16 protein-coding genes are annotated in these 16891 nt (G+C 65.9%); 6 read left to right on the forward strand and 10 right to left on the reverse strand.

Annotated elements, in window-relative coordinates; genetic code table 11:
• Positions 1-161 precede the first annotated feature (161 nt).
• Positions 162-2273, reverse strand: a complete 2112-nt coding sequence (gene paaZ, locus J7I84_RS02490) for a phenylacetic acid degradation bifunctional protein PaaZ (RefSeq protein ID WP_214940188.1) — start codon at positions 2271-2273, stop codon at positions 162-164.
• Positions 2274-2416: 143 nt separating this feature from the next.
• Between paaZ and J7I84_RS02495 the strand changes: the two genes are divergently transcribed.
• Both J7I84_RS02495 and J7I84_RS02500 read left to right on the forward strand, forming a co-directional pair.
• Entirely contained in the window at positions 2417-2860 is a 444-nt protein-coding gene (locus J7I84_RS02495; RefSeq protein ID WP_214940191.1) for a PaaI family thioesterase, read from the forward strand.
• Between the two features lie 94 nt (positions 2861-2954).
• The gene (locus tag J7I84_RS02500; RefSeq protein ID WP_214940194.1) at positions 2955-3662 is read left to right on the forward strand and encodes a DUF4397 domain-containing protein; all 708 of its coding nucleotides are present in this window, start codon (positions 2955-2957) and stop codon (positions 3660-3662) included.
• A gap of 76 nt (positions 3663-3738) precedes the next feature.
• Here the strand turns inward: J7I84_RS02500 and J7I84_RS02505 are convergent, their stop codons facing one another.
• Positions 3739-6306, reverse strand: coding sequence for a trypsin-like serine protease (locus tag J7I84_RS02505; protein WP_251045950.1), 2568 nt, complete (start codon positions 6304-6306; stop codon positions 3739-3741).
• 95 nt (positions 6307-6401) lie between these two features.
• Positions 6402-7121, reverse strand: a complete 720-nt coding sequence (locus tag J7I84_RS02510) for a tyrosine-protein phosphatase (RefSeq protein WP_251045951.1) — start codon at positions 7119-7121, stop codon at positions 6402-6404.
• Positions 7122-7282: 161 nt separating this feature from the next.
• On the opposite strand from J7I84_RS02510, the gene J7I84_RS02515 reads away from it, so the two are divergent.
• A complete protein-coding gene (locus J7I84_RS02515) occupies positions 7283-8116 on the forward strand; it encodes an SGNH/GDSL hydrolase family protein (RefSeq protein ID WP_214940199.1) in 834 nt (277 codons plus the stop codon).
• On the opposite strand, the gene J7I84_RS02520 is transcribed toward J7I84_RS02515, so the two are convergent.
• Positions 8113-8733, reverse strand: a complete 621-nt coding sequence (locus J7I84_RS02520; RefSeq protein ID WP_214940202.1) for a GNAT family N-acetyltransferase — start codon at positions 8731-8733, stop codon at positions 8113-8115. The two genes, J7I84_RS02515 and J7I84_RS02520, sit on opposite strands and share 4 nt — an antisense overlap.
• A 73-nt stretch (positions 8734-8806) precedes the next feature.
• Here J7I84_RS02520 and J7I84_RS02525 point away from each other — a divergent pair, with 73 nt between their 5' ends.
• Positions 8807-9040 carry a DUF6480 family protein gene (locus tag J7I84_RS02525; RefSeq protein WP_214940205.1) on the forward strand — a complete coding sequence of 78 codons (234 nt, stop codon included), beginning with the start codon at positions 8807-8809 and terminating at the stop codon, positions 9038-9040.
• 22 nt (positions 9041-9062) lie between these two features.
• Here the strand turns inward: J7I84_RS02525 and J7I84_RS02530 are convergent, their stop codons facing one another.
• The 4 genes from J7I84_RS02530 to J7I84_RS02545 form a co-directional block, all read right to left on the reverse strand.
• A complete protein-coding gene (locus J7I84_RS02530) occupies positions 9063-9935 on the reverse strand; it encodes a 3-hydroxyacyl-CoA dehydrogenase family protein (RefSeq protein ID WP_214940208.1) in 873 nt (290 codons plus the stop codon).
• Positions 9936-9938: 3 nt separating this feature from the next.
• Entirely contained in the window at positions 9939-10748 is an 810-nt protein-coding gene (locus J7I84_RS02535) for an enoyl-CoA hydratase/isomerase family protein (protein ID WP_214940211.1), read from the reverse strand.
• Entirely contained in the window at positions 10748-11974 is a 1227-nt protein-coding gene (locus J7I84_RS02540) for a thiolase family protein (RefSeq protein WP_214940214.1), read from the reverse strand. Before J7I84_RS02540 ends, J7I84_RS02535 begins: the two co-directional genes overlap by 1 nt.
• 119 nt (positions 11975-12093) lie before the next feature.
• Complete coding sequence (locus tag J7I84_RS02545; protein ID WP_214940217.1) at positions 12094-12768, reverse strand: pentapeptide repeat-containing protein; 675 nt, start codon at positions 12766-12768, stop codon at positions 12094-12096.
• A 130-nt stretch (positions 12769-12898) separates the two neighbouring features.
• Between J7I84_RS02545 and J7I84_RS02550 the strand changes: the two genes are divergently transcribed.
• Complete coding sequence (locus tag J7I84_RS02550; protein WP_214940219.1) at positions 12899-13075, forward strand: CsbD family protein; 177 nt, start codon at positions 12899-12901, stop codon at positions 13073-13075.
• Between the two features lie 159 nt (positions 13076-13234).
• Here the strand turns inward: J7I84_RS02550 and J7I84_RS02555 are convergent, their stop codons facing one another.
• Positions 13235-14290, reverse strand: a complete 1056-nt coding sequence (locus J7I84_RS02555) for a DNA polymerase IV (protein WP_214940408.1) — start codon at positions 14288-14290, stop codon at positions 13235-13237.
• A gap of 122 nt (positions 14291-14412) precedes the next feature.
• On the opposite strand from J7I84_RS02555, the gene J7I84_RS02560 reads away from it, so the two are divergent.
• Positions 14413-15150 carry a dienelactone hydrolase family protein gene (locus J7I84_RS02560; protein WP_214940222.1) on the forward strand — a complete coding sequence of 246 codons (738 nt, stop codon included), beginning with the start codon at positions 14413-14415 and terminating at the stop codon, positions 15148-15150.
• Between the two features lie 107 nt (positions 15151-15257).
• On the opposite strand, the gene J7I84_RS02565 is transcribed toward J7I84_RS02560, so the two are convergent.
• Positions 15258-16718, reverse strand: a complete 1461-nt coding sequence (locus tag J7I84_RS02565; protein ID WP_214940225.1) for an amino acid permease — start codon at positions 16716-16718, stop codon at positions 15258-15260.
• Between the last annotated feature and the right edge of the window lie 173 nt (positions 16719-16891).

Genomic DNA, 16891 nt, shown 5'->3' on the forward strand with positions numbered 1-16891 from the left:
GCCCAAAAAGACCCGCCGGAAAACGCCCCATCAGCTCCTGCAGCAATCCCCTAAACGCCCCATCACTTCCTGCACCCAAAACCCAAACGCCCCATCACTTTCTTTGGAGAAGTGATGGGGCGTTTGGGAAAAACCTGCGAAAGGTGAGCGGGCGTCGGAGGCTACTTTTCGACGAGGGTAAGGACGTCGTAGGTGGCAACGATCTCGTCGTCCTGGTTGGTGAGCAGGGCGTCCCAAGCCACCTCACCGTATTCGTCAGTTTCGCGCGGCGTGATCTTCTTGGCGGTAAGGGTCACCCTGATGGAATCGCCCGCAGCGACCGGTTTGGTGAAGCGGGCGTTCTCCAGGCCGTAGTTGGCCAGGACCGGGCCCGGCGCGGGATCCACGAACAGCCCGGCTGCCCAACTGAGCAGCAGGTAGCCGTGCGCCACAATGCCCGGGAAGATGGGGTTGGCTGCCGCGGCTTCTTCGTTGGTGTGGGCGTAGAACGTGTCGCCGGTTGAATTGGCGAATGCAGTGATGTCCTCCAGCGTGACCTGCCGCAGGTCCGAACGGACAGCGTCGCCGATCCGGAGGGTGGACAGGTGCTTCCGGAAGGGGTGAGTTCCCTCCGTCTCCAGCGTAAAGTTCCGGTCGGCCCCGGCATGCCAGACGCCGGTGACGGCGGTGAGCATGTTCGGCGAGCCCTGGATCGCGGTCCGCTGCATGTGGTGCAGCACGGACCGGATGCCACCCAGTTCCTCGCCGCCGCCGGCGCGGCCCGGGCCGCCGTGGACCAGGTGCGGAACCGGCGAGCCGTGGCCGGTGGAGGAGCGGGCGTCCTCTCGGTTGAGCATGAGGACGCGGCCGTGGTGCGCCGCGATGCCGGTGACCAGCTCGCGCGCCACCTGCGCATCATTGGTGCAGACCGAGGCCACCAGGGATCCGCCGCCGCGGGCGGCAAGACGGACGGCGTCCGCGAGGTCCTTGTAGCCAATGACGGAGGATACCGGTCCGAACGCTTCCAGCGAGTGAATGGCTTCTGATTCGGGACTGTCCCAGTTCAGGACCACGGGGGCCATGAACGCGCCGCCGTCCACTACCCCGGTGGTTCCGTCGGCGGAGGTGACCGACGGCGAAGCGAGGGTTCCGTACGCAAGCTCACCGCCGGCGTCGAGCATTGACTGCACGGCGGCACGGACGTCCTCAAGTTGCTCCACGGACGCGAGGGCTCCCATGGTAACGCCCTCGCCGCGGGGGTCACCCAGGACCACGCGCTCGGCGATGCGCTTGCCGATGGCCGCGGACACGGCGGGCACCAGATCCTGCGGCACGATGGCCCTGCGGATGGCTGTGCACTTCTGGCCGGCCTTGACGGTCATCTCAGTGACCACCGACTTGACGAAGGCGTCGAATTCCGGGGTGCCCTCCACAGCGTCGGGACCAAGGATGGCGGCGTTGAGGGAGTCTGTCTCGGACGTGAACCTGACGCCGCCCTCCACCACGTTCGGGTGGGCCTTCAGCGACTTGGCCGTCGAGGCAGAACCGGTGAAGGCCACCAGGTCGCGGTAATCCAGCACGTCCAGCAGTCCGCGGACCGAGCCGGAGATGAGCTGCAGCGAACCCTTGGGCAGGATGTTGGACTCGATGATGGCCTTGACCACGGCAGCCGCAACATACCCGGTGGGGGTGGCCGGCTTGACGATGGTGGGAACGCCGGCCAGGAAGGCCGGGGCGAACTTCTCAAGCATGCCCCAGACCGGGAAATTGAACGCGTTGATCTGCACGGCAACGCCGGGGATGCGGGTGTAGATGTGTTCACCGGCGAAGGAACCGTCCTTGGACAGCACCTCCATGGGGCCGTCCACCACCACCTGGGAGTTGGGCAGCTCGCGCCGGCCCTTGGAACCGAAGGTGAACAGGACGCCGATCCCGCCGTCGATGTCCACCATGGAATCGATCCTGGTGGCGCCGGTCTGGTAGGAGAAGCCGTAGAAGTGGTCGCGGCGGGTATTCAGGTACTGCGCCAGCTCCTTGAGCTTGAGGGCGCGCTGGTGGAAGGTCAGCTGGCCCAGTCCAGCCTGGCCGGTGGTGCGGCCGTACTCCACGACGGCGGCGAGGTCCAGCCCCTCCGTGCTCACCTTGGCCAGGACCTCCCCCGTGCTCGCGTCCCGGACGGGGACCGCGGAAGCCGACGAGCCGGCGTCGGGCGTCCACCACGCGTCCATGACGAAGCTGGGCACTGTCTCCACGGTGTCGACCGTGGCCTGGGGAGCTGTGGCTGTGGTGGTCATCGTTGACGGTCCTTCCAACAAGGGGGCAGGCAAAACGGGCCGGCCATTACTGACCGTCCGTTCGGTAATATATTCACCATACATGAAGTGCCGTGCTGCACACTAGAAGCCTGGATTGAATTGGCCGCCTCAAAGGAGAACCTATGAACGCCCCGTCCCCCGTGGATGCCGCCGGAAACCAGCCGTCAGAGCACGAAATGTGGAAGATCACCCTCGGTGAGCTGGACGAGAAGATGGGCGTGAAGATCCTGGAGGAGTCCGTGGAGCGCGTGGTGGCCACCATGCCGGTGGAGGGCAACCGGCAATCGTTCGGGCTGCTGCACGGCGGCGCTTCCCTGGCCGTGGGCGAGGCCGTGGGGTCCTGGGCGGCGGTGATCCACGCCAGCACCATGGGCAAGACGGCGGTGGGCGTTGATGTTTCCGCCACCCACCACCGTTCCACACGGGAAGGCCAGATCACCATCACCGCCACCCCCATCCACCTGGGCGGCACGCTCACCACGCACGAGGTACTGATCACCAACGAGGCCGGCCAGCGGCTGTGCACACTTCGCATCACCAACCTGCTGATGAAGCGCAAAAACTGACGCTGAACTTTGCATCCAAAACCGGCACTCCAACGGTATTAAGCGCGTAAGTACAAACCGCCCGGCAACCGGGCATCCTTCAAAGGAGTTGGACATGCGCAAAATGACGTACGCCGCCGGAGCACTTTCACTCGCCGCTTCCTTGGCGTTCGCCGCTCCCGCCCAGGCCGGCGGATGGCACCACGATGACGATCCCGCCCTGCTGTCCGTCCTGCACGCCGTACCGGGGCTGACTGTGGACGTGTGGGTCAACGGCAAACTTACGCTGGATGACTTCACACCAGGGACGCTGGCCGGCCCCCTGGAACTGGCCCCGGGTGACTACCAGATCGCGATCACCGCGGCGGATGCCACCAGCGCGGCGAACCCCGTGATCGGCCCTGTTGACGTGGACCTCGAAGGGGGCGGCAACTACACGGCCGTGGCGCACCTCAACACTGACGGGGTGCCCACCGCGTCGCTCTTCACCAATGACACCAAGGCTCCCGGCGATGACGAGAAGGGCAAGCTGACGGTCAGGCACGTAGCTGCTGCTCCCGCCGTCGACGTTCTGGCCGGCGGTGCACCCGTCATCGAAGGGCTCAGCAATCCCGATGAGGCAACCCTGAAGCTGAAGGCCGGGACAATTTCTGCCTCCGTGGCCGCAGCGGGGACCACCGACCCCGTGATCGGCCCGGCCGACATCACTGTCGAAGGTGGGAAGAACACGATCGTCTACGCCTGGGGAAGCCTGGCCGACGGCACGCTGGACGTGGCCGTGCAGGTTGTTGACGGCAAGAAGCCGGCGGGCGACTGCGACTGATCCAGCACGTCGCACGCTCCGCGGCAGCGCCGCCACGGGCGGGGTTCGCCTCAATGGCGTCCCCGCCCCTCGACGGCTACCGTGTCCGGCGGCGGTTTCGACGACGGACCACCACCGTCAGCACGATCCCGGCCGCGAGCGTGGCCAAGGCGGCGATTGCGGCTGAGACCACCCCTCCGGCTCCGGTGGCTGCCAGCGCGCCGCGTGTGATGTTCCCGGCGGGAAGCACCGGCGCCGGGGCATCGATGGTGAACGTGAGCTGCGCCGGAGCGGAGGCTACTCCGTCCACGGCCTGCGTTACAGACACCGTGTGGGCACCAAGGGCCAGTCCGGCGGGGAACGGAACCGTCCAGTTTCCACCGGCCACCAGCACCAACGGTGCAAGGCTGCTTCCCACTGAGCGGGATCCTGTTGAGCCCGGCCCAGCCGATCCACCAGCGCCGGGGAGCGGCGTCCCGTCAATGGATACCACCACGTCCGCGCCGCTCAGGCCGGTTCCCTGGATGGATGCGGGGAGGGCCTCCTGCTTGAGGTGCTGCCCGTCCGAAAGGCTGGTGACGGCTGGTGGCGGCGGCATGACGGAGAAGGTCACGCCGGTCGCCGGGCTGTCCGCCAGGCCCGGGTAGGACTGGACGGCAGTGACATCTACCTTTCCGGCCGGGGCAGGGGCAGGCAGGGCAACACTCCAGCGGCCGTCGGCCCCCACCATGGCCGAGCCGCTGACGTTACCGGACAGGGTGATGGTGGCGCCCGGCGTTCCCGTCCCGTCGACGGTCGCCAGCCCGGGCAGCGGCTGGGTGGCCGGTGTGGTAATGGCGGGTGCGGGAAGGAACGATGGCGAAATGACGATGTCCAGTGACACCGCAGCGGAGCGGCTGAACCCGTTCACGGTCTCTGCCGTGAAGCTGAATGGGCCGGGTGCTTCCGGTGCCTTAAAGGACCACGTGCCATCGGGTCGGACGGGCACGTCGAACGGCTGCCGGCCCGCATACGTGATGCGCACCTGGGAACCTTGGGCGACGGCGGAGGCGGGCGCGGCCGGAACCCGGCCGGTGATGCTGGTACCCGCTTTGAACGTTTTGTCCGCCGGAGCGACGAGTTCGGGCTTGTTGAGGAAGAGTTCCAGTTGGTAGTCGGGCAGCACCTTGAGGGAGTCGTCGAGGGTGGCTGCGACGGCAAAGTTCTGGGTCCCGCCCCAGTCGCCCGCACTGTGCGTTCCCACTGCGTAGTTCCCGCTGACCCACGGGCCTCCGGAGTCACCGCCGTTGGACTGCACGTCGTAAGACAGGAAGCCGTTGAATGCCCGGATGTCTGTTGGATCCGCAGGGTAGTTGTGCCCGCCCACCAGGAAGATCCCCACAGCGCTGATGTGTCCACAGGACCATTCGGTCCGCCAGCCGGAGCGGCACACCGGCATACCGATGACCGGGGCAGAAGTGCCAATGATTTTGACATCGGGCCCCGGCTCAGACGGGTCGCCGTAAGTGCTCGCCGCCGGCAGCGGATCCAGGCCCTGCCGGATGCTGCCAATAACGGCGATGTCGGCGCCAACGTTGCCCGGCTGGGGACTGTTGGGTTTGAGGACGGTGGAGTTTCCCGGGCCACCAAACTGGCTGAACTGAAAAGAGCCCAGCCGTCCATTGGCCTGGCCCTGGAGCAGCAGGTCGGCAGTCTTCACCGCGCCGTCATCCGTGCAGTGCCCGGCCGTGAGGACCGCGGGCAGGCCCGAGGGGTCGAAGGCGGAGAAACCCGTGGAGCAGATGACCTGGTGGTCAGTCTGGTACCCAACGCCCCCTGGAACGTCCGCCTCCGGCTTGAGGGGACCGGCGCCGTCGAGTTCAACGTTCGCGTACCGCGAGGCGAATGCCGACGGCGAGATCTTGCCGGGCGCAGCGGCTTCTGACGTGCCGGCCGGAGTGGAGGTTGCTCCGGTGGCGCCGCCTTGTGTCGACTGCGCGGACGCGATGCCACCGGTCCTGATCACGAATTTGCCGCCGGAGGTCACCACTGCCTGCAGCCCTGCAGTCCCCACGTCCCGGACATACTCCTGGAAAAGCTGTTCGGTGTTCACCGCCAGTTGGGACCGCGCGGCTTCTACGGGCGGGGAGGTCCCAGCAGCCTTCGTGGCAGTGGGCGGAGCAGGTTGCGACGGCGGCGCAACTGAAGGTGCCGCGGCGGAGGGCACGGACGGGGGTGCTTCGAGTGACAGCCCGTGGATGCTCCCGGCGAGGCTGGCAACGGCAGCCTGCAGCTCGCTCCCGGAGCCAGTCACCACAATCGATGTGCCCTCGATGCGAATTCCCACGTAGCCCGGAATTTGGCGCAGCCGTACCGCTGCAGCCGCAGCCTGCGACCCCAGCTCGCCCGCTGCTTCAAACTGCTGGGGCGTGAGCTTGAGGTCCCGCTGCACCGCGTCGGCGAGAGCTGCCTGAGAGAGGCCGGAAGACGCGGCCGGACTGGACGACGGGCCGGGTGACGGCGAGGGGCCGGGTGACGACGACGGGCTGGGTGACGGCGGGGGGCTGGCGGCCGTCGTCGGACCGTCTGATGTAGCCGGAACCGGAAAGGCCATCGCAGGGGCGGCAGCCAATCCGAGTGACAGCACCACGCCGGCCACGGTTCCTGCAGCAGAGATTCTTTTCATGGGGTTCGCCGTTCCACTCATCCACGCCCGCCTTCAGGCGCCCTGCGACTATGCCCACTGATTGGAAGCATCAGCAGCCACACCAGTAACTTTAGTCACAAGGGTAGCTTTCCTGATGCCAAGCCGGAAACAGAATCCAGTTCCGCCTCTCGCAGGCCATGCGACAGGAGGTAGCTGCGGGTGTCCAGGCCGCGGACAAACGCGACCACCGCGAGCCCGCGTTGCTCCAGCAGCGGCGCCAGTTCTGAGGCCTCCAAATAACGTTCCCGACTGTGCGGTGGGCCATGCGTCCGGTAGCGCTCGTTGATGCCGCGGGCGGCGCACCGGTAGCCCTCAGCGATCACGTCGTCGGAGTCTCCCGCCAGGTCCTGGACCATTGCAGCCACCAGCCCACTGCGGTCACGCCCGGCGGCGCAATGCAGCAGGACACCGCCTTTGCCTGCAGCCAAGGCGATGGCCCTGAAAACACCCACCAGCTTTTCCGGGAACAGGCGCGCGTTCTCGGCATAGTGCCCGGGATCGCTGAGGTACGGCCCGGTAAGCGCGGTGAATCGCGGATCATCCGGTACCTCGGTAGGTGCCTGCACCACCCCGATGCCGGCCCAGGCAGCTGCAGGCACCACGGGATCGGTGTCCCGGCGCCGGCCCTCACCTGGGTTACGAAGATCCACGACCGTGCGGATGCCGTCGTCGAACGCCTGCATCCACCCCTTCCCGGTCAGCCATTCACGCCGCCCCATCCGGTAGATGCCGCCCGAAACGTGCCACGCGTTGACAGCACCGTCCCAGTCCATACGAATGCCCCGTCTGCTCATGCGGACAGCTAACCACAGACCCTGAACAACGTGTCATCTACCCGAAAACCGTTGCCGAAAGAAGGGCTGACTGACCCAAGGCGCACCGGCAGCCCGCCGTATAGCCTTGCACTCGGCTGCCCTCACTCAGGGAGGCAGCACAATATCCCAGGGGACAAAAGATGAAGATTTCAGCACGACGGCGGCCACGGGCTTTCGGTGCCGCCTTTGCCACGCTCGCGATCGCCGCAGGCTTTGCGGCCGCTCCGGCGCAGGCCGTAGACAAAGACAAGTACATCGCACTGGGTGATTCCTATGCCGCAGGACAAGGTGCCGGGCCCTACCTGGACGCCTGCTATCGCAGCAACAGCGCCTATCCCGAACTTGCGAATGAAGCCAAGTCAATCCAACTGGTGGTGAATGCTGCGTGCAGCGGCAAGACCACCTGGGACGTCGTGAACAGCCAGCTTCGCCAGCTGAACAAAAGCACGGAACTCGTGACCATCACCGCAGGGGGCAACAACATCGGTTTCGGTGACATCATCACCTCTTGCGGGGCTGCCCTGGCCGACCCCTCCGCAGGACCCGCATGTGACGCGGCCACCGCCTCTGCGGCCGCGATGATCCGGAGCGGACAGCTCACCCGGGACGTCATTTCGATGATCCAGAGCGTGAAGGCCGCTGCACCCAATGCCAGGATCGTTGTGACGGGCTATCCCTACCTCTACGACCCGGTCACCCCCAATCCTGCCGATCCACTGTCGCTGTTTATTCAGCAGGCCACCGTCCTGGCCGGTGGCCTGGACGCCTCCGTCGCGACGGCCGCCAGTGCCACAGGGGTTCAGTACGTGGACGTCAGGGGCGCGTTCGCGGGCCACGGCGTCAACTCCGCGGATCCCTGGATCAATTTGGATCTGACCAACCCCGCTAGCCCGGATAACTTCCACCCGAACGCCGCGGGCTACGAGGCCTACTTCGCTGCGCTCAGCGGTTCCGGCGCCTACTCCGTCCCCTAGCCATGCCCCGGAACGCGCCGGTCCAGCCGGTACTCAAGCCCTGCGCGGACCGCCGGCCATTCGTGCTCCAGGATGGAGAACACCACCGTGTCCCGCAGGTTTCCGTCGCTGGTCCGTGAGTGGCTGCGCAGCACGCCGTCCTGTTTGGCGCCCAGCCGGGCGATGGCCTCCCGCGACTGGTGGTTCAGCCAATGCGTGCGGAACTCCACGGCCGGGCAACCCAGCACCTCGAAGGCGTGCCGGAGCAGCAGGAGCTTGGAGTCGGGGTTGGTCCCGGTTCCCTGCACGGACGCTGCGTTCCAGGTGGAGCCAATTTCCACGCGGGGCGTGGCGGCATCGATGTTCATGTACGTGGTCATGCCGATGATGCGCCCGGGTCCGCCTGTGCCGGGGTCAATCAGCCGGGTGGTGAACGGCAGCATGGAGCCCTGCTCCTGCAGGGTGAGCCGGCGTCGGATTTCCGCCGGCATGGCGTCCGGTGCGGGCACCGACGTGTACCAGAGCTTCCACAATTCGCCGTCCCTCGCAGCGTGCGCCAGGCCGTCGCTGTGCTCCTCTGCGAGCGGCTCCAGGATTACATGGCGACCGGTCAGGGTAAGGGGTTCAAGGAAAGTCACCTCCCCAGCCTAGGCCCGCCGACAGGCCGGGCTACGCGGGGAAGGCACCACGACGGCTAGCGAGGGAGTAATTGTGTCAGGACCCAACCCGGATCCCGAGGACGAAAAAATCACCGGACTGGAGCCCGGCGGCGGAGTTCCGCCCGGCGAAACCCCGCCAGGCGAAGCCTCCACCGCAGGTCCGCAGGGTCACGACGAGCACGGTACAAGGAAGGGCACGCAGTTCCTGTGGATCGGCATCATCGGCGTCGTGGTCCTGCTGTGCCTCCTGTACTTCATCGGCTACATCGTGGGCTTCTTCGACTAGACCCAAGTCCTGAAGGCGGTTCCTAGCTGGGCCAGTCGAAAAACCCCTTGCCGGTTTTGCGTCCCAGTTCGCCACGGGCCACCTTGTCCCTGAGGATCTGCGGGGGCGCAAACCGGTCGCCAAGGGTGGAATGCAGGTACTCGGCAATGCCCAGGCGGACATCGAGGCCCACGATGTCCGTGGTTTTGAGCGGCCCGGTGGGGTGTTTGTAGCCCAGCACCATGGCGGCATCGATATCCTCCGCAGAGGCGACTCCTTCCTCGACCATCCGCATGGCTTCAAGCGCGATGGCCACGCCAAGGCGTGAGGACGCGAACCCGGGGGCGTCATTGACGACGACGGCGGTCTTGCCGAGTGCCTCCACCCAGGTTTTTGCCGCGGCGGCAAGTCCGGGAGACGTGCGCTCCCCCAGCACCACCTCGATGAGGGTGGATGCGGGGACGGGGTTGAAGAAGTGCAGACCGAGGAAGTTCTCCGGCCGCTTCAGCTCACGGGCCAGTCCGTTGACGGACAGCGAGGACGTGTTGGACGCAATGTAGGCGTCCTGCCCCAGCCGTTCCTCGATGCCCCGCAATGCCGTCACCTTGAGGTCCCAGTCTTCAGGGACCGCCTCCACCACCAACTGGCGGTCCGCGAAGGCGTCGTAATCAGTGCTGACTGTCAGCCTGGTCACCAGCTCTTCGAAGTTGGCGTCCACCGCCCCGCGTTCAATGCTCTTCAGGGCTGCCGACTCCACCCGTTCCTGCGCAGCCTCGCAGGAGACGTCGTCGCGTTCCACCACCAGCACGTCTGCTCCCTTGATCAGGAAGGCGTGGGCGATGCCGGCGCCCATGCGGCCGCCACCCAGCACCCCCACGAAGGGGGGAAGGCCGGGGGTTACTGATGAATCACTCATGGTCTACTTTCCGTCGGCGGGCTTGGGGGAGGCAGCGTCTGCCTTCTTCGCTGCATTGCGGTCCAGGAACGCCTGCATCCGGTCGAACTTCGCCTGCGACTCGAAGAGGATGCCCTGGGCCAGTTGGTCGATGAGCGGATGCGCTTCTGCGGGGGCGTGGAATACGGATTTGGTGATGCGGACCGCCAGGGGGTCCTGCCGCCCGATCCTATTGGCCAGGCTGTGGGCAGCGTCCAGGAGTTCGGACGGATCGTGGATTTCGGTGATGAGGTTGGCGGCTTTGGCCTCGTCGGCGCCGAGGACCAGCCCGGCCAGCAGGATCTGCTTGGCCAGCGGCTCACCCACAAGCTCCCTGAGCCGCCAGCTGGCGCCGGCAGCAGCCAGGATGCCCAGCCCTGTTTCCGGGTTTCCGATCCGCACGTTGGGGGTGCCGATCCGGAAATCCGCGGCGTAGGCGAGTTCAGCGCCGCCGCCCAGGCAATAGCCGTCGAGTGCCGCAATGACCGGCATGGGCAGTTTGGCGATCCGGACAAAAATGGTGGAGTTGATACCTTGGAGGGCATCGTCCCGGCGCCGTTCACGCAGCTGGGCGATGTCGGCACCGGACGCGAAGACTCCCTCCACGCCAGCGATGATCAGCACCTTGGGGTTCTGTTCAAGCGCGGTACAGACAGTGTGGAGCTCCTCCACCATCTGCTGGTCGATCGCGTTCTTCACCTGGGGCCGGTTGAGCAGGACCACGACCCGGTCTGCACGCTCCTCCACGAGGAGCGCGGAGAAGTTCTCTGCCGCGAGGTCCACAGGGTCCGCCATCAGATTTTCTCCAGCAGCATCGCGGTGCCCTGCCCGACGCCAACGCACATGGTGGCAAGGCCGATTTTGGCGTCCTCGCGTTCCATCCGCCCCAGCAGGGTGATGGCGATCCGCGATCCGCTGGAACCGAGCGGGTGCCCCAGGGCGATGGCGCCGCCGTCACGGTTTACGATTTCCGGTTCCAGTCCAAGCCGCCGGATGCAGGCAAGGGACTGCGTGGCAAAGGCTTCATTAAGTTCGACGGCGGACAGGTCACCGACGCTCAGGCCGCTCCGCTTGAGCACTTTCTGGGTGGCGGGGACGGGGCCGATGCCCATGATCTCGGGTTCGCAACCGGCAGAGGCGCCGTCGATAATGCGGCCGCGGGGAGTCAGGCCCAGCCGTTCAATGGCCGCTTCCGAGGCAACGATGATGGCCGAGGCGCCATCGTTGAGGGACGAGGAGTTGCCGGCCGTGACCACGGAGCCGCCATGTGCCACTGGCTTCAGCCTTGCGAGAACGTCCAGGCTGGTGCCGGGGCGCGGGCCTTCGTCCGTGTCCACCACTGTCTCTGACTTGCGGGTCTTGATCGTGACGGGCACGATCTCGTCCTTGAACCGGCCTGCCTCGATGGCGTCCAGGGCGAGCTGGTGGGACCGGACGGCGAATGCGTCAGCGTCCTCGCGGGAGATGCCGTCCACTCTGGCCACTTCCTCCGCCGTTTCCGGCATGGAGTAGGTCATCTTCCCGTCGCGGGACAAGCCGCCATGCTGGAAATGGGGATTGGTGAAACGCCAGCCGATGGAGGTGTCGAAGATCTGGCCCGGCTTGGCGAACGCGCTGGTGGGCTTCTCCTGCACCCAGGGCGCACGGCTCATGGACTCTACGCCGCCGGCGATGACGATGTCCGCAGCTCCGGCCTTGATCATGTGGCTGGCCTGGATAATGGCACTCAGACCCGACGCGCAGAGCCGGTTGACTGTGATTCCGGGAATGTGCAGCGGCAGACCGGCAAGCAGGGTGGCCATCCGGGCCACGTTCCGGTTTTCCTCCCCGGCGCCGTTCGCGTTGCCCAGGATTACTTCGTCAATGCTCTCCGGGTCCAGACCGGCACGGTGCACGGCCTCGCGGACCACCAGGGCCGCAAGATCGTCCGGCCGTACGGAGGACAACGCGCCTCCGTACCTGCCCACGGGCGTTCGGACGCCGCCAACAAGGAAAGCCTGCGGACCTGCGGTTGCAGCCATGGAAACACCCTTCACGCGATAAACAGCACTGTCATCGGCGGCCGGCGCAGCGAAACCCTCCACTTACCGACCGTTCGTTCTGTAAATGGTACACGGCAAGGCTCGTGGTGCGCATCCGGTTACAGGATCTTCACCCCCAGGTGGGCGGCGATCAGTGGCGCCAGGAGGCCCAGCTGGTACTCGTCAATGACAAGTCCGAAGAGGCTGCCGAGGCCGCTGACCTTTCGGAATTCCGTGCCCCTGATATCGAAGTCCTTCAGCTTTGCCCCCGCCAGGTCCAGCGACCCGATGGTGCAGTCTTCCAGCCTTACGCGGGTTGCGCCGACGGCTCCGAGGTCCAGTTCATTGATGATGCAGCCACTGATCAGTACGTCCGAGAGTTTGGCGCCGCGGAGATTGAGGAAGTCAACCTTGCCGCCATCGATCCGGACCGACTGCCAGCCACTTTCATACAATTCTGCCGAGCCAACGCGCGGATTACGGAACTCAACCCCGCGCCAGGTACTGCGTGCACCACGGAGCACGGGCGCATACAGCTCCGCCAGGATGCAGTCGCGGAACGAGGCACCGCGGAGCTGGGCCTCGTTGAAGGATGCACCGTCAAACCGGCATTCGGCAAAGACGGCATCCCCGAGCTCGAGACCTTCCCCGGCGACCTGGGTGAACCGCGCATTCTCAAGCCTGCCACCGCCCTGGATGGCCGCACCCGGCATATCTTCAAGGTCCCGCAACTCCACCGGGGAAAGCCTCGGCGGCGCCACTTCCGCCGCCCGTTTGCCACGCACTTTGTCCATGAACAGAGCCTAACGGCGGCCCCTGACAAGGAACAGCGCGCAAGGATCCCCGGACCCTTGAAACAGTAAGCAAGCTTTGCTTACCCTGAAAGGGCACGGTTGATCGACGAAACGAAAGGAGGCCGGAACCATGGGCCTCGGAGACAAGATCAGTAACGCGGCAGAGGACCTTGGCGGCAAGGCCAAGGAAGCTGCAGGCAACGCGACCGGCAACGACCGCCTCAAGGCGGAAGGCCAGGCCGACCAGGTCAAGGCAGACGCCAAGAAGGTGGGCGAAAGCGTGAAGGACGAGTTCAAGCGCAACTAGTCCTTGCTGGTGCAGCCGCAGTGAACGGCGTGCTGCTACAGCCCAAAACGGCGGCGGGTCCATGGGATCTGCCGCCGTTTCGCTGCCCACCCACTATCGACTGCTGCGTATCTGCCGTTTAGAAGCGCCAAAACGGCAGATGCTCAGCAGTCGATGGGGTTACCAGCCGCTGCGGGTAGGCGTGTGCCCCTTTCGGGAATCTTCGGGCATCGTCATTCCGGCGCGCAGCCCGAGGAGCCGGATAGGGCGCCCGGGCTCGATCTTCGCCGCGAGATCAAGGGCGCGGGCCAGCACGTCAGCCGGGTCCGATGTCTCGGGGATCTTCCGCGCGTACGTCTTGGTGGTGAACGGGGCGTACCGGACCTTCAGCGTCAGGCCGACCACCGGCCTGCCTTCGGCAGCGACATCCTCCAGGACGTGCCCGGCCAATTCGCGGACGGCGTCGAAAATGTGTGCCTCGTCGGTTAGATCCTGCTGGAAAGTGGTCTCGCGACTGTGCCCACGGGCCACCCATGGGGTGTCATCAACCGTGCGTGAGCCGTCGCCCCGTCCCAGCTGCGCATACCAGGGGCCCATTCTCGGCCCGAATTCGGGAACCAGGTCAGACGGGTCGGCAGCCGCGAGCTCCGCCACTTTCTTGATGCCCAGGGTGGCGAGACGGCGGGACACTGCCTTTCCCACGCCCCACAGGTCGATGGTGGGCCGCTCCCCCATTACCTGGAGCCAATTGCCTTGCGTGAGGCGGAAGACGCCCGCAGGTTTGCCGAACGTCGTCGCGACTTTGGCACGGACCAGGGTGTCCCCGATGCCGATGCTGCAATGCAACTGCGTTTCCGCCAGGACGGCCTGCTGCAGGTGCCGGGCGAAGGCTTCTGGGTCAGCCGTCTCAAGGCCGACGAATGCCTCGTCCCAGCCGAGCACCTGGACGGTGGTTCGCGGTTGTGAACGCAGGACCGCCATGACTTTTTCCGACGCTTCAAGGTAGGCCTCGTGGTCCACCGGGAGAATGACTGCTTGGGGCACTTTCCGCGCCGCGATGCGCAGCGGCATTCCGGAGCCAACGCCGTAGGCCCGGGCTTCATAGGACGCCGTAGACACCACTGCCCGCTCGGTGGGGTCGCCGCGGCCGCCCACGATCACCGGCTTGCCCGCAAGCTCCGGACGGCGCAGCACCTCGACGGCAGCGATGAATTGGTCCAGGTCCACATGCAGCACCCACGGTTCGCTCACAGGCCCAGTCTGCCCCGCCCAGACGGCACACACCACCCCGCCTCCCGCCGTCGAAAGCCCTGGACCGCAACCGGCGCGACATCACCGTAGGCCGGTTACCCTTGGGCATGACGAACGTGGATCTGAGCGCCGTGAGCGCCGCCGCCGGTGGATCCTCCTCCCTTCACGGCTACCTTGCAGTACCTGAAGGACCGGGCCCGTTTCCGGGGGTCGTCATGATCCACGAAGTGTTCGGCCTGGATGACCAGACGCGCCGGCACGCCGACCGGCTGGCCCGGGCCGGCTACCTCACCCTGGCACTGGACCTGTACAGCGACGGCGGCCCGCGACGTTGCCTGGTGGGAACCATGCGTGCCATGGCGGCCCGCACGGGCCGGCCCTTCACTGACCTCGCCACGGCCCGCACATGGCTTGCGGAGTCGGAATTGGGCAACGGCAAAACCGGCGTGATCGGCTTCTGCATGGGCGGCGCATTCGCGCTGCTGGTGGCCCGGGACGGGTTCGATGCCGCCTCCGTCAATTACGGCCGCCTCCCCGGCAAACGTCAGGAGGACCTGGAAGAGGCACTGCGCGGCGCCTGCCCCATCGTGGCCAACTACGGCGGCGCAGACAAATCCCTGAAGGGAGCCGCGGCCAGGCTCGAATCAGCCCTGGACCGGCTGGGCATCGAGCACAGCGTGAAGGAATTCCCCGGCGCCGGCCACACCTTCCTCAACGATGAAGTGCTGGGACCGGCAATCCTCAGGCCGCTGATGCGGGTCATGGGCGTGGGGCCGGACCCGGAATCCGCACCGGAGGCATGGCAGCGCATCGAGGACCACTTCGGCCGGTACCTGAAGGACTGAACGGTACCTGACGGGCTGAGCCTTCCGGACATCCGGGGAAACGCCGACGGCGGGCCGCCCACTCAAGGGGACGGCCCGCCGTCGAACGTTGTCCGGAAAGAAAAGCCCTAGCTGAAGAGCTCGCTCTTGGGCTGGTTGTTCTTGACCTTCTGCCAGCCCAGCCAGAGGACCACGGCAAAGAACGGAATGGTGGCCAGCGTCCAGAGGCCCAGGTAGAACACTTCGCCGTCCTTGCTCGTCATGGTGTCGAAGCCGATCAGCACGGTGATGGCCAGCAGCCCGAGCAGGCCGGCCCAGCTGGTCCACGGCGAACCGGGCATGGGCAGGGTTGAGGTGACGCCCTTGCGGCGCCGCAGGACGATCTGGCTGGCGAAGATGGAGCCCCAGCAGAAGATCACACCAATCGAGGCGGTATTCAGCGCCAGGTCGAACGCGTGCGAGCCACCCAGCCAGATGTTCAGCAGGATGCCCACCAGGTAGAACGCGGCGATCGCCAGGATCGCGGCATACGGGACGTGGCGCTTGGACATCTTCGTGAGCCACTGCGGGGCGTGTCCGTTGTTGGCCATGGTGCGGAAGACGCGGCCGATGGAGTACAGGCCGGAGTTGCAGGAGGAAAGGGCGGCGGTGATGACGATCATGTTCATGACGTCACCCACCCAGCCCAGGCCCATCTGGCCGAAGACGGTCACGAACGGCGAGGTGCCGGCCTTGTACTGGTCCGACGGCAGCAGCATGGCCAACAGCAGGACGGACCCTACGTAAAACACCACGATGCGCAGTACGACGGCGCGGATCGCCTTGGGCACTTCGCGTTCCGGCTTTTCCATCTCGCCGGCAGTGACGCCGACCAGCTCGATGCCGTTGTAGGCAAAGATCACGGCGTTCAGGACCAGGACCATCACCAGGGCGCCCTTGGGGAACATGCCGCCGTCAGCTGCGAACAGGTTGTTGACGGAGGCGTGCCCGTCACCCACCTTGGCGTTGGTGACCACCATGAAAGTGCCCACCACCAGGAAGATCAGGATGGCCGCCACCTTGAGGCAGGAGGCCCAGAATTCGAACTCGCCGAACGCCTTGACGCTGAGCAGGTTCACTGCCACCAGGAGCGCCAGCGCGGCGATGGCCGAGACTTCCACGGGGACGTTGGGGAAGAAGAACTGGAAATACAGGCCGATCGCGATGAGTTCGGCGATGCCGGTCATGCCCCAGTTGATGAAGTACATCCAGCCGGACATGTACGCGCCCTTTTTGCCGAACATCTCGCCGGAGTAGCTCACCAGGGAACCCGAGGTTTGGCGGTACATGATGAGCTCGCCCAGGGCCCGCATAAGGAGGTAGGCGATGACGCCCGCGATGGCGTAGGAGAAGATCAGGGCCGGGCCGGTGGACGCGAGGCGGCCGCCGGCTCCCATGAAGAGGCCCACGCCGATGGCGCCGCCCATGGCGATCATGGTGACATGGCGGCGGCCCAGGGTCTTGCTGTAGCCCTCGGCGCTGAGGGATGGGTCGACGGCGGTGGATGGCGCCGTGCTGTTCTTTAGGTCTGTGGGGGTACTTTGAGGCACAACTGTTCCTTGTGGGTTGGGGGTTGGCCGCATCCGGACTTCTTATGATCAACCTCACAAAATTCGGCCCTTAGCGCTGGGGGCCAACAAATGTGAGGGTGAACGGCCGAACTGCCGAAGCTTCACGCGACCCGTCCATATTACAAGACGGTCGGGGGTGGTACGTGACGCGC

The organism is Arthrobacter sp. ISL-85, from assembly GCF_018613675.1.
GTDB lineage: Bacteria > Actinomycetota > Actinomycetes > Actinomycetales > Micrococcaceae > Arthrobacter.

Coding starts and splice junctions, on each gene's coding strand:
- paaZ (WP_214940188.1), bottom strand. CDS start 2,273: ATGACCACCACAGCCACAGCTCCCCAGGCCACGGTCGACACCGTGGAG.
- J7I84_RS02495 (WP_214940191.1), top strand. CDS start 2,417: ATGAACGCCCCGTCCCCCGTGGATGCCGCCGGAAACCAGCCGTCAGAG.
- J7I84_RS02500 (WP_214940194.1), top strand. CDS start 2,955: ATGCGCAAAATGACGTACGCCGCCGGAGCACTTTCACTCGCCGCTTCC.
- J7I84_RS02505 (WP_251045950.1), bottom strand. CDS start 6,306: ATGAAAAGAATCTCTGCTGCAGGAACCGTGGCCGGCGTGGTGCTGTCA.
- J7I84_RS02510 (WP_251045951.1), bottom strand. CDS start 7,121: ATGAGCAGACGGGGCATTCGTATGGACTGGGACGGTGCTGTCAACGCG.
- J7I84_RS02515 (WP_214940199.1), top strand. CDS start 7,283: ATGAAGATTTCAGCACGACGGCGGCCACGGGCTTTCGGTGCCGCCTTT.
- J7I84_RS02530 (WP_214940208.1), bottom strand. CDS start 9,935: ATGAGTGATTCATCAGTAACCCCCGGCCTTCCCCCCTTCGTGGGGGTG.
- J7I84_RS02535 (WP_214940211.1), bottom strand. CDS start 10,748: ATGGCGGACCCTGTGGACCTCGCGGCAGAGAACTTCTCCGCGCTCCTC.
- J7I84_RS02540 (WP_214940214.1), bottom strand. CDS start 11,974: ATGGCTGCAACCGCAGGTCCGCAGGCTTTCCTTGTTGGCGGCGTCCGA.
- J7I84_RS02545 (WP_214940217.1), bottom strand. CDS start 12,768: ATGGACAAAGTGCGTGGCAAACGGGCGGCGGAAGTGGCGCCGCCGAGG.
- J7I84_RS02550 (WP_214940219.1), top strand. CDS start 12,899: ATGGGCCTCGGAGACAAGATCAGTAACGCGGCAGAGGACCTTGGCGGC.
- J7I84_RS02560 (WP_214940222.1), top strand. CDS start 14,413: ATGACGAACGTGGATCTGAGCGCCGTGAGCGCCGCCGCCGGTGGATCC.